This window comes from Actinoplanes sp. NPDC049681, from assembly GCF_044465265.1.
GTDB lineage: Bacteria > Actinomycetota > Actinomycetes > Mycobacteriales > Micromonosporaceae > Actinoplanes.
Genome location: NZ_JBITLP010000002.1, coordinates 43,883 through 55,485, shown reverse-complemented (window position 1 = coordinate 55,485; position 11,603 = coordinate 43,883). Strand labels below are relative to the sequence as shown.

Here is an 11,603-nt window from a genome sequence, read left to right as displayed (position 1 = left end):
CAGGTCTGACCTGCCGAACTGGCAACCGGTACGAGGTCCGGCCCTCCTATCGTCCCACGCCGCGAACCCGTGCCGGACAAGACCCGATGCGCGAGGCCGCGGGCCGGGGGTCGGCGGCTCCGCGGGTGCCGGCCATCGTGCGTGTGTGGACGGGTTCCGAGGAGATTGATCGGCCTTCGGCCCGGATGGTCCGGGCTCGGTCCGGTTCGGGCTCCGTCCGGTGTCCCGCACCGGCGGCCTGGGACTCGAACCACGGGTCGGTGTCCTCCTCACCGCAGCCAGGAAGCGATCAGACGCGGTCGAGGGCGCGGTGCGGGACGACGGCCGGGACCTCCACAGCTATCGGGTCGCCCGGCCGCACGGTCCCGCCGCGCAGGACGACGGCCATGACTCCGGCTCGACGCACCAGATTGCCGTCGGAGTCCTTGCCGAGCACCTCCTTGAGCAGGCCGGGACTGAAGCGGTTGATCTGCTGACAGGGGTTGCGCAGCCCGGTGATCACGACCGCGGCCCGCGGATCGGCCGAACCGCCCCGCGCGGCTTCGGCCTCGATCACAGCGCTGAGCACGGCGACCGCCCCCGCGGTGGCGGCATCGAGCGATGTCTGCTCAGCGGCGGCCACAACGTCCCCAGGTCCGTTGCCGTGCGTCTGCTCATCACCCCGTGCACCACGTGTGGACACCGGCTCACCGTTCCGTGACCCGTTTCCGGGAACGGGTGGAGGCGGTCCGAAACGGAGAACGGTTCCACACGGGAGGCCGAAGAGGTCCAGACCGGAGGTCGTCACGTTCTCACCGAGACCACCGGCCGGAACCTCGTGACCGACCCCTCTGACCTGGTCATGCAGCTCGGCCGGAATGAGATGGACCTGGCGCAGATTCGGCTGCGTCGGATCGGCGGCCACGCGGCTGCGATGCCGGACCGTGACGCCGGCGTGGACGTCGCCCCGCACCCCCAGGCCCGCGACGAGCTCGATGGCAGGGCGGTTGGGCTTGCTGAACGAGTACGCGTCGTTGCAGCTCACCGCCGCGACGACGCCCTGCGGAGACGGTTCGCCGCGGGTTGCTTCATGAACGCTCATGGCCACCACTCTGTCCGTTCCTCGCTTCCCACCTCGACCCCGTTCCCGCGGCATGGACGTCTCACCGGGCTGAACGGCCGGGGACTTCCCGCGCGGGGTGGCCGGCGGTCTTGCCGGGGCTGGGTCGGTGGTCTTGCGGGGTGACCAGAGCCCACCTACTCCGGCGGCTCGAGGAACAAGGAGGACAGCCGCGGCAGGCGGCGCTGCATCTCCTCCTCGTCGTCGAAGTCCCAGAGCATCGACGGGTCCGGGCGGCCCGACGACGCCTCTCGCGGCGGGAGGTCCTCCCCGGTTGCCTGCCGGTACGCCTCCTCCGCGATCGTCAGCACCTCCTCCGCCTCGAACACGGCACCGGTCGAGGCGGCGGCTCGGACGGACGGGAGGTCGGCGAGGGAGTCGGGGTCGCGGACCGCCCGGGCGAGGACCTCGCGGCCGTTGGCGATCAGCCAGCCGCGGAAGTTGTCGAAGCCGTCGTCCGAGCAGCCGCCGTTGATCAGGTAGGCCGCGGCCCAGAGGTCCTCCTTGCCGGAGGCGGCCATGACCTTGTCGAGGTGGCGGCCCCAGGCCTCGATGTCGGCGGGGTCGAGGGCAGCCAGCTCGGCGGTGGCGCGTTTGGCCACCTCGTCGGGCGAACCCGGCCGGTCGGCGGTCGCCCGGTCGATGACCGCCCAGAAGTCGTCCGTTCTCATGGCCACAGCCTGCCAGCCGGGTACGACAAAACCGGGGAGGCAGGATGGGGGCATGCGTCCGGTATCGCTGCCCGAGATCGCCTACGGTGCTACCGCCGTACGCCCGGATTGGTGGGATTTGCCGTTGGCCCTGCGGGCCGCGATCGAGGAGCGGCTCGGCGCCCGGGTGATCGCATCGACCACCGCGAGCGGGGGCTTCACCAGGGCTTTCGCGGCCGTCGTCGAGACGTCGGCCGGCCAGCGCGCCTTCCTCAAGGCGGTTGCGCTGACCGAACCCCTGGCCGACGGGTACGCGCGTGAGGCGTCCGTCACAGCCGCACTGCCGTCGGCGGTTCCGGCACCGCGGCCACGCTGGACGCTGGTCGCGGCGGACCACTTCGTGCTGTGCATGGAGGCGATCGAGGGGCACGTACCGTCGCTCCCCTGGCTTCCCAGGGAGCTGACGGCGGCGCTGGACGGCTGGCGGGCTGCGGCGGATGCTCTGACCACACCCACGACGCCCGGGCTGCCGAGGCTGAGCGACATCGTGCGCGCGGAGCTGTCCTGGTGGTCCGAGATCGCCGCCCGGCGCGCGCCGCTGCCCCCCGCGCCCAAGTGGGTCGGCGCACACCTGGACGAACTCGCCGCCCTCGAGCAGGAGCTGCCCACGCTGGTCGCCGGGACCGGCATGCTCCACGGCGACCTGCGCATCGACAACATCATGATTGATCGGTACGGCCACCCGTGGCTCTGCGACTGGACGTGGCCGTGTCTGGGCGCGCCGTGGTTCGACACGGTGACGCTGCTCGTCACGGCGTACGCGAGCGGGCTTGATGTCGATGGTCTGCTCGAACCGTGGGAAGCGCCGGACGCGGGCGTGGACGGCGTGCTGGCGGCGATGAGCGGCTACTGGCTGACCCGTGCGGCCGGCGGGCCGAGCAGCGCGTCGCCCCACAGCCGGCAACACCAGCGCTTCAGCGGACAGCAGGCGCTCGCGTGGCTTGCGTCACGGCGGGCGTGGCGGACCTGACGGTCACCGCAGCCATGGCACCGACCTGGTGAGCAGACCCCGCTCACGCAACTCACGACGCAACGGGATGTCCTCGTCGACATAGCCGTTCCATTTCACGCCCCAGTAGTTGATGGTGTCGGGCGATTCGCCGAGCAGTTGCCGCTGCACCGGCGTGCGATTGCGCCACCACGCGCCGTTCCGGTCGATCGTCATGTCGTCGAGGGGCCGGATCCATCGGTACGTATACCCGACGAACAGCATCTTGCGCGTCACCGCACTGGTGTTCGGGGACCGGGAATGCCACAGCCGCCGGTCGAAGATGAACGCGTCACCCGGGTCAGCGGTGATCTCGATGGCGTTCAACGGATCGGCATCGTCCGGCGTCCGCTCCAACGTGTTGCGCAGATGGCTGCCCGGAATCACTTTCGTCGCCCCACGCCCGGTCCGCGAGAGATCCGACAACACGTAGCCGACCTTGAGCGACAGCATCGGCCGCGGCTGCATCGGATCGAGCGTCTCCGGATCCGAATTCTGGCGATATCCGTCCTGATGCCAACCCCACGACGGCTTTTCCGCGCGCCGGCCGGGCGGCGTGACATCCAGATGGTTGTGGTGGCTGTAGATGTTCCAGCCGGCGGTTCCCCATATGTACGGGAAAACAGCGGGGTGCGTGAGAAGGTCACCGAACTCGTCGTCGCGAGGCAGGAAGCCGAGCAGGTGAAGGACGCCGTCGTCACGTACGCGCCCCGCCGCCCGCTCCTCGGCGTAGACCCGGTCGACGGCATCCTCGAGACGCCGGCGATGGTCCTCGGCGAGAGCACCACGGATGAGCACGACGCCCCGCTCAAGAAATTCGGCGCGTTGTTCAGGAGTCAGCGGTTCGTACCCGCTCAGCGTCAAGGGTTGAATATGCGACAGCACGCGATCACTCGATTCCGGGGGTAGGCGGGACGAGTCTGCACTTGAGAAGACGCCGATTCCGGGGTACCGCGTGGCATCGCAACGCAACGAATTTTCGCAGCTCCGCCGGGCGATGGATCACGCACGGCCGGTAGTGAGGAATTCGTCTAATACGACAAACATCTATCGGTACGGAGAATCGACTCGTTCATTCTGCGATCGATGGCCGTGATACCGGAGTAAAGTCCGGTGTGGTGGGTCCGCCGAGTTTTCGTTCAGTGACGGCGGAGACGGAGGCGGCCTCCCGCACGGCCGCGAGCTCACCGGTCACCGTCCGGCTCGCGTCCCGCCGGCTTGCCGCCACTGACCGCTCCCGCGCCGCCCAGGCGCCCACCCGGAGCTTGGCCACCGCCTTGGCCACGGCCGCGCGCCCACCCGCCAGGCTCCCCCACGCCGGGCCGCCCCAGGCGCACACCCGGAGCTTGGCCACCGCCTTGGCCACGGCCGCGCGCCCACCCGCCAGGCTGGGCCACCCCTTGCTCACGGCCCGGCGCCCACCCGCCAGGCTGGGCCCCTTGCTCACAGCCCGGCGCCCACCGCCAGGCTTGGCCACCGCCTCACCACGCCCCGGCGCCCACCCGCAGGCTTGCTCACCGCCTCGCCCACCCGCCGGCGCTGGCCCACTGCTTGATCACGCCAGGTGCCTACGCATAGGCCGGCAACCGCATTGCCCGCCCGCGGGCTTGCCCACCCGGAGGCTCGGCCACCGCCTTGAGCACGGCCGGCGCCCACCCGGAGATTCGCGACCGCCTTGAGCACGGCGGGGCGCCCACCAGCCGGCTCGGCCACCGCCTTGACCACAGCCGGACGCCCACCAGCCGGCTCGGCCACCGCCTTGACCACAGCCGGACGCCCACCAGCCGGCTCGGCCACCACCTTGACCGCGGCCGGCCACGGCCCGGCGGCCTCGCCAGGCTTACCCAACGTCGAGCGCCACCCGCCCGGCTCGCGCACCGTGGCCCGCCACGCGGTGGCTAGCTGCTCGCCGGCCGTCGCCCACCAGCGGTTGGGGGCAGCACACCGGACCGATGGCGCAGGTGAGGACCGCTCGATTTTGGGTGGCCTCATCAGGCCTGATACATTGGTTCGTCGCGTGTGGTGACGCGTTGCTGTGTGCTGCGGTCGCCACCGTCCGAGTACATCATCCGAACTAGTCAGGACAAGGCTGTCGCGTGGCGAACATCAAGTCCCAGATCAAGCGCAACCGGCAGAACGAGAAGGCCCGGCTGCGCAACAAGTCGGTCAAGTCGTCGCTGAAGACCGTGATCCGCAAGCTGAACGAGGCGAGCGAGGCCGGCAACGTCGAGACGGCCACCGCGCTGCTGCGTGACGCCTCGCGCCAGCTCGACAAGGCCGCGAGCAAGGGCGTCATCCACAAGAACCAGGCGGCGAACCGCAAGTCGGCCATCGCCAAGCGGATCGCCTCGCTGTCTGCCTGATAGCGGACCGGCCCCGGTCGTGCTCGTAGGCGCGATCGGGCCATGAACCACACTCCGGGCACCGCCGGGCCTTCGGGCCCAGCGGTGCCTGAGTCGTATCCGAGTCCCGGTCCCGGCCGGTGATGCAGAACACCGTGGTCCCGGTGCCGGGGCCGCGACGCCCACCATCGGCCGCAAGATCGGGCCCCGCGCCGCAGCAGGCTGGGCGTCGTCGGCCGGCCTGCGCCGCTCCGTCCGTGACGCCCTCATGCCCGCCGTCGGTCGTCACACCTTTCGCCAGCGACCTCGCGTGCCGCGACGGGCGGCGCGATCACGCCTTGCGTGTAGCGCCGGACACCTACACCGAGACGCGCGCCGCTTCATGCAGCAGCGTTCGATCCTCCGGTGCCCCACGTGGCCCCGGGGTCGCCCCGCGCCAGTGGGGCGTGCAGCCGGGACGGGTGCACGCTGCCGGGCGGATGCGGGCGTGATCAGGCCGGGACGGCAGGTGCCGGGCCGGGTGCCACGGGGCTTTCGGATGCCCGTACCGAAAAAGAGGCCGAAAGAAAGAACCGACACGCCCGGGTTAGGCCTTGTGTTCGGTTCGACCCCCGGCTATCGGTCGACATGTGCGTCGGATCACGTCGGGGCCGGCGGGTGATCGTCCCGCCTGATCGAGGCGGTTGTGCACGCAGCGGGCATGGTGGAATGCCGATATGTCTGGTTTCGCGTTCGATGATCAGACGGCTGCGCCCAGGAGTGAGGCTCGCGGAAGTGTCGGACCGGCGTGCAAAGATTCTGGGCGTGAACAGCGCACCTCCCCCCGCCGTCCTCCTCGTCCTCGGTGACGAGGAGTTGCTCGCCGCCCGGGCGATCGCCGCTGCGGTCGAGGAGGCGCGGGAGTTCGATGCGGGTGCGGACGTCCGGGAGTACGAGGCCGGTCAGCTCGCTGCCGGTGAGGTCGCGGAGATGCTCAGCCCTTCGTTGTTCGGTGGCCGGCGGGTGCTTGTCGTCCGCGGCGGGCAGGATGCGCGCAAGGACCTTGCCGCTGCGCTCCTGGCGTACGCGAAGAGTCCCGATCCTGATGTGACGCTGATCGTCGCGCACCTCGGTGCCGCCAAGGGGAAGGCGTTCGCCGACGGGCTGAAGGCGGCCGGGGCGACCGTGGTGCCCGCGGTGAAGCTCAAGGGCGATCGGGAGCGGATCGCCTTCGTGCGGGACGAGTTCCGGCGCCACGGGGGGCGATGCGACGAGGCTGCCGCTTCCGCGCTGCTGCAGGCGGTCGGCACCGACCTGCGAGAGATCGCCGCCGCGTGCTCGCAGCTGCTGGCCGACACCGACGGCAAGATCAGCGCTGCCGTCGTGGCTCGCTACTACAAGGGACGCGCGGAGGTCAGCGGGTTCGCTGTGGCCGATGCGGCGATGGTCGGCGACGTGCCCGGGGCGCTCGAGGCGCTGCGCTGGGCGCTGCACGTCGGGGTCGACCCGGTGCCGATCGCCGACGCCATTGCGGACGGCGTGCGTACGGTTGCGCGGGTGGCGTCCGCCGGGCGGGGCAATCCCTACCAGATGGCCAGCTCGCTCGGCATGCCCGCCTGGAAGATCCAGAAGGCCCAGGAGCGCAGCCGCGGCTGGTCGCCCGAGGGCCTCGTCGACGCGATGCGCGCGGCCGCCGACTGCAACGCCGCGGTCAAGGGCGGCTCGGAGGACCGGGGATACGCGCTGGAGCAGGCCGTGTTCGCGGTGGCCCGGGCCCGGCAGTCGGGGGGTGCCCGGTGACACGGTCCCGTCGCGCCGGGTTGTCCCGGGACGAGGTACGCCGGCAGCCGCTCTACGCACGGATGTTGGGCCTGCAGTACCTCGCGCCCAGCGGGTTCCTGTGCTTCGTGTTCCTGGAGGGCGCGGTCGCCCTCGGCATCCTGCTGGCGCTGGCCGAGCTGGTCAGCTGGTGGGGTGTGCTCGTGCTGCCGGTGACCGTGGCGGTGATGGTCAAGCTCAATGACGTGGTCGCCGGAGCTTTGACCAGGACTTCTTCGGCGGTGGCGCCCCTTGGGGCGTCCGTGGGAGCCCCGATCGGGCGGTCCGGGACGGTTGGTTCCTCGGGGTTGCCCGCGGGGACCGGGTTCGAGGCAGCGGGCGGCGCTCAGGTAAGCGGGTTGGACGGTGGCCGCTTTGCGGCCAGCGGGTTTGCTGGCGGTGGCCGTCCGGCCAGTACCTTCACGGCGGGCGGGGCGACGACGGGTGGCAGCCCGTTGGGCGGACGCGGGGCGGTGAGCGGGTTGGGTGGCCCGGCGGGCGGCCGCGGGGGGCTCAATTCTCCGGGAGCGGAAACGGTCCGGCTCCCACCTTCGATGATCGCCCAGCCCGGAGGAGCGCTGAGCCCCGCGGCAGACCCACCTCGCGGATCAGCAACCGGCGACGATGTCCGCCGCCACGACATCCCTTTTCCCGAGCCCTACCCGGCCGACGCCCCGACCCGCTTCCTCACCGACCTGAACCCACCGCACCGCCCTGCAACCCCGGACGACCAGCAGCAACGCGCGCGCCAATCCGCCGCCCGGCGCTACGAGTAGGCCTCGGTAGATCCCCTGCCTGGAGGTGGTGCGGCACGAGGATCTCGGCGCTTCGGTGGGGGCGGCGTCGCCAGGTAGCCCCTCGCCCCGAGCCCTGCGACGCCTGGTGTGATCCTTGGCCGCTGCCGGGTGAACGCTCTCCCCTAGGCTCGAGCGGGTGACTCTCCCATTGCGCGATGTGGACGTCGCCTGGCTCGCCGGTCTGTTCGAAGGCGAGGGCTGCATGGAGATCGGGAAGAACGGCCTGACGCGGCTCTCCATCGTGATGACGGACCGGGACGTGCTCGAGCGGGTTCAGGCGCTGGTGCCCTGCAACGGCATCACGGCCCGGAGCAACAGCAGCGGCAATCCCCGACACAAGATTCAGTACCAGTGGCGGTTGAGCGGGCACGCCCGCGTCGAGGAGCTCCTGACGCTGCTCCTGCCCTGGTTCGGTGACCGCCGCGCCGCCCGCGCCCGTGAGGTTCTCGAGCACATCGCCCGCAGCCCCGGCGTCGGCACCCACCTCCGGCGCGACGACGTTTGCAAGAACGGGCACGAGGTCAACGAGGCCAACACGGTATGGCGCACCGAACGCCGCAACGGCACGGAGAAGCGGTACCGGCGTTGCAGGCCCTGCGCCCAAGCGGCCGAGAGGCGCTACCTGGAGCGCCGCGCGACGCAGCCCTGAGTCAGCGGTCCGCGTACCGACGCGCGGTGAGCCACTCGTCGAAGGTCTCCGTCCCGCGGGGCCCCGGCCCGGTCGGCAGCAGCCCACCGCGCCCCATCGGTCCCGGCACCCAGAGCGGCATCACCGGCCGTCGTCGCGCGCCGCCCGCCGCGATGAGCCGTCGCGCCATGCCCACCAGCGACTCCACCCGCGGCCCGGCCAGGTCGCCGGCCATGCCCCGAGGCTCCCCCACCGCCAGTGCGGCCAGCGCCTCGGCCACCTCCCGCACCGCGACCGGCTGCACCTTCATCGCGGGCACGACCGCGATCGGCCCCGGGAGCCGCTCCAGCAGCTGCCCGGCGAACTCATGGAACTGGGTCGCCCGCAGTACGCTCCACGGCACGCCACCGTCCCGGACCACCTGCTCCTGCCGAAGCTTCCCCTCGTAGTAGCCGGTCCTGACCCGGTCGATCCCGACGATCGACAGCACCACGTGATGGCGTACCCCCGCCCGGGCGGCCGCATCCACCAGGTTGCGGCCGGCGCGCTCGAAGAACCCGACCGCGACCTCCCGCTTCATCGTGGTCACGTTGCTGACGTCGACCGTGACATCCACACCGGGGAGCGCGGCGTCGAGGCCGGCCCCGGTGAGCAGGTCGACACCGCGCCCCCGGGCCAGCACCACCACCTCATGCCCCGCGCCGGTCAGCGCCTCGGCGACATGACGTCCGGTGAGCCCGGTACCCCCGGCGATGGCAACCTTCATCGTCCCGCTCCTTTGCTCGACCCCCGTGAGGTACTGAGCGACCTCACGGGCGGGAAACCCGTCGCATCAGGGACGAGGCAGCCCACCGGAACGTGACAGGAGTGCGAGGCCGCTCAGGCCGGTGGGTCGCCCCGGGCTACGACGGCCAGGCCTGCTCCCGTACGCACCGCCGCGAGATCACCTCCCTCGTCCGTACGCAGCACCCGCGCCCCGTCCCGCCTCAACCGCCCGAGCAGCGACGCATTCGGGTGCCCGTAGTCGTTGTCCCGCCCCACCGAGACCAGGGCAACCGCCGGGTCCACCGCGTCGAGGAACTCCGGCAGCTGGTAGGCGCTTCCGTGGTGCGGGACCTTCAACACATCCGCGCGTACCGCCTGGGATCCGAGGTGGTTGAGCAGCTCTTGTTGCTCTTCGGTCTCCGCATCCCCGGGCAGCAGCACCGTCAGCCCGTCCACCCGGGCGCGGACCACCAGCGAGTTGTTGTTGGGGTCGGAGTTCGTCCCGTGCAGCGGCTCGAACGGCCCGATCACGGTCAGCACCAGGCCTCCCGCCGCGTACGTCCAGCCGGGACGAACCGCGACCATCGGCGTCCGGGCGGCGACGGCCTGGGCGGCCACCGCGGCGCGGCCGCCCGGGGGCTCGGGCCAGTCGGGGGTGATCACTCCCGCCACCGTCCTGCGCCGGAACACGCCCGCCACGCCGCCGATGTGGTCCACGTGGAAGTGGCTGACCACGAACAGCACGACCTGCCGGACGCCCAGCCGGCGCAGGCATCGGTCGACCGCCTCGGGCTCGGGCCCGGCGTCGATCACGACAGCCCGCCCCGGCCCCGCCGGCAGCACGACGGCGTCACCCTGCCCGACCGCACAGGTCACGACGATCCAGCGCGGCGGGGGCCATCCGGACGCCAGCAACCGTACGGGCAGGGCACCGACCACCGCCCCGGCCGCCACGACCGCGACCAGCCGCCGCACCACCGGCCTGCGCGCCGCCACGAGCAGGGCAACGGTGAGCGCCGCCAGCAACAGCGCCCCGGCGATCCCGCCCGGCCACGGCACCGCCCCGGCGGGCACCCGCGCCCCGTACGCGGCCACGACCACGAGCCACCGCGCGGGCCACTGGGCGGTCCAAGCAACGGCCTCGGCGGCGGCCGGCCAGATCGGCGACAGCACAGCCGCCGACACACCCAGCAGCGTTGCCGGGGCGATGGCGGGCACGACCAGCAGATTCGCCGGCACCGCCACCAGGCTGACCGAGCCCGAGATGGCCGCCACCACGGGCCCGCAGGTGACCTGCGCCGCGGCGGGCACGGCCAGCGCCTCGGCCGCCGGTGCCGGCCACCCGCGCCAGCACAACGCGTCGCGCCAATGCGGTGCCAGGAGCAGCAGCCCGCCCGTCGCCAGCACGGACAGGGTGAACCCGGCGTCGCCGGCCAGTTCCGGGTCGACCAGGACGAGAACCGCCACCCCGGCGGCCAGCGCGGGTACGGCCGCCCGGGGCCGCCCTGCCGCGAGTCCGACGAGTCCGATCGCCCCCATCGCAGCGGCCCGCACGACGCTCGGCGACGGCCGGGCGAGGATGACGAACCCGGCGAGCGCCACCGCGCAGATCAGCGCCGCCAGGACCGGACCGGCGCGTGCCCACCGTACGAGGAAGAGCACGACGCCGAGGATGATCGCCACGTTGGCGCCACTGACCGCATTGAGATGGGTCATCCCGGTCGTGCGGAAGTCCTCCTCGAGGGATGGGTCCAGTCGGCTCGTGTCCCCGACGACGAGCCCGGGCAGCAGGCCGCCGACGTCGTCGGGCAGCGGCGCGCAGGCTCGTTGCAGCCCGGCTCGGAGCCTGCCGGCGGCGCGCTGCGCCCAGGACGACCGGCCCACGAGCCGCGGCGGGTCCTTCACCGATACCACTGCCGCACGCAGGTCACCGCCCCGTGGCTTCAAGAGCTTTCCGGTGGCCGAGGCGTGCTGCCCCGGCAGCAACGACCGCCAGGCCGGATCGGCACCGAGCAGGAGCGCACGGGCCGAAAGCCGCACCAGGGGCGCGTCGTCCGGGTGGACGCCGATCAGCTCCACGGGTACGAGGTACGTCGGCGGAAGACCCGGTGAGCCGTGGATGGCCCGGGGGTCGTCACGAACGATGACGTCCACCCGTACCGTGGCACCGGCGTCGACCAGGGCCGCCAGCGGACCGGCCTCCCGTATGCCGACCCGTGCGGCGGTGGCGACGGCCCCGCAGCCGGCGCCGAGCAGCACGGACACAGCCACCCACCGTGCGGCCGACCGCCCCGCCGGCCAACGACGGCGCATCGCCGGCCACCATCGTGCGGCCCGCGGCCCGGCTGCTCCCACGGCCGGGGCTGCGACCAGCGCCACAACGCCGATGAGCAGGCCGGCGCGGGATGACGCGTGCATCGCGGCGAGCGCGGACAGCCACACGGCGACGGCGAAGCCGGCGAGCCGCAGATCCGGCG

General features: G+C 72.1%; 10 protein-coding genes and 1 pseudogene. 5 read left to right on the top strand and 6 right to left on the bottom strand.

Annotated elements, in window-relative coordinates; translation table 11 throughout:
• Positions 1 to 289 precede the first annotated feature (289 nt).
• Entirely contained in the window at positions 290 to 1,081 is a 792-nt protein-coding gene (locus ACIBO8_RS05655) for an MOSC domain-containing protein (RefSeq protein ID WP_396113946.1), read from the bottom strand.
• Positions 1,082 to 1,236: 155 nt separating this feature from the next.
• Positions 1,237 to 1,770 (bottom strand): DUF4240 domain-containing protein, encoded by a 534-nt coding sequence (locus ACIBO8_RS05650; protein WP_396113945.1) that lies wholly within the window; start codon positions 1,768 to 1,770, stop codon positions 1,237 to 1,239.
• A gap of 52 nt (positions 1,771 to 1,822) precedes the next feature.
• Here ACIBO8_RS05650 and ACIBO8_RS05645 point away from each other — a divergent pair, with 52 nt between their 5' ends.
• Positions 1,823 to 2,779 carry a phosphotransferase family protein gene (locus ACIBO8_RS05645; protein WP_396113944.1) on the top strand — a complete coding sequence of 319 codons (957 nt, stop codon included), beginning with the start codon at positions 1,823 to 1,825 and terminating at the stop codon, positions 2,777 to 2,779.
• Between the two features lie 3 nt (positions 2,780 to 2,782).
• Here ACIBO8_RS05645 and ACIBO8_RS05640 read toward each other — a convergent pair whose 3' ends face one another.
• Together ACIBO8_RS05640 and ACIBO8_RS05635 are read right to left on the bottom strand one after the other, a co-directional pair.
• Positions 2,783 to 3,661: a phytanoyl-CoA dioxygenase family protein gene (locus ACIBO8_RS05640; protein ID WP_396113943.1), complete on the bottom strand. Its 879-nt coding sequence runs from the start codon at positions 3,659 to 3,661 to the stop codon at positions 2,783 to 2,785.
• 208 nt (positions 3,662 to 3,869) lie between these two features.
• A complete protein-coding gene (locus tag ACIBO8_RS05635) occupies positions 3,870 to 4,205 on the bottom strand; it encodes a hypothetical protein (RefSeq protein ID WP_396113942.1) in 336 nt (111 codons plus the stop codon).
• A gap of 688 nt (positions 4,206 to 4,893) precedes the next feature.
• Between ACIBO8_RS05635 and rpsT the strand changes: the two genes are divergently transcribed.
• The 4 genes and pseudogenes from rpsT to ACIBO8_RS05615 all read left to right on the top strand — a co-directional run bounded on the left by rpsT (position 4,894) and on the right by ACIBO8_RS05615 (position 8,382).
• Positions 4,894 to 5,160: a 30S ribosomal protein S20 gene (gene rpsT, locus ACIBO8_RS05630; RefSeq protein ID WP_396113941.1), complete on the top strand. Its 267-nt coding sequence runs from the start codon at positions 4,894 to 4,896 to the stop codon at positions 5,158 to 5,160.
• Between the two features lie 774 nt (positions 5,161 to 5,934).
• Positions 5,935 to 6,918, top strand: coding sequence for a DNA polymerase III subunit delta (holA, locus tag ACIBO8_RS05625; RefSeq protein WP_396114723.1), 984 nt, complete (start codon positions 5,935 to 5,937; stop codon positions 6,916 to 6,918).
• A gap of 62 nt (positions 6,919 to 6,980) precedes the next feature.
• Positions 6,981 to 7,181 (top strand): annotated as a pseudogene (locus tag ACIBO8_RS05620) (hypothetical protein); the annotation flags it as partial.
• 688 nt (positions 7,182 to 7,869) lie between these two features.
• Complete coding sequence (locus ACIBO8_RS05615) at positions 7,870 to 8,382, top strand: LAGLIDADG family homing endonuclease (protein WP_396113940.1); 513 nt, start codon at positions 7,870 to 7,872, stop codon at positions 8,380 to 8,382.
• Position 8,383: 1 nt separating this feature from the next.
• On the opposite strand, the gene ACIBO8_RS05610 is transcribed toward ACIBO8_RS05615, so the two are convergent.
• Positions 8,384 to 9,127, bottom strand: a complete 744-nt coding sequence (locus ACIBO8_RS05610; protein WP_396113939.1) for an SDR family oxidoreductase — start codon at positions 9,125 to 9,127, stop codon at positions 8,384 to 8,386.
• 113 nt (positions 9,128 to 9,240) lie between these two features.
• Positions 9,241 to 11,544: a ComEC/Rec2 family competence protein gene (locus ACIBO8_RS05605; protein ID WP_396114722.1), complete on the bottom strand. Its 2,304-nt coding sequence runs from the start codon at positions 11,542 to 11,544 to the stop codon at positions 9,241 to 9,243.
• Positions 11,545 to 11,603: the final 59 nt, after the last annotated feature.

Bases quoted from the DNA above. Each gene is read 5' to 3' on its own strand.
- ACIBO8_RS05655 (WP_396113946.1), bottom strand. From the start codon at position 1,081: ATGAGCGTTCATGAAGCAACCCGCGGCGAACCGTCTCCGCAGGGCGTC.
- ACIBO8_RS05650 (WP_396113945.1), bottom strand. From the start codon at position 1,770: ATGAGAACGGACGACTTCTGGGCGGTCATCGACCGGGCGACCGCCGAC.
- ACIBO8_RS05610 (WP_396113939.1), bottom strand. From the start codon at position 9,127: ATGAAGGTTGCCATCGCCGGGGGTACCGGGCTCACCGGACGTCATGTC.
- ACIBO8_RS05605 (WP_396114722.1), bottom strand. From the start codon at position 11,544: ATGCACGCGTCATCCCGCGCCGGCCTGCTCATCGGCGTTGTGGCGCTG.
- ACIBO8_RS05645 (WP_396113944.1), top strand. From the start codon at position 1,823: ATGCGTCCGGTATCGCTGCCCGAGATCGCCTACGGTGCTACCGCCGTA.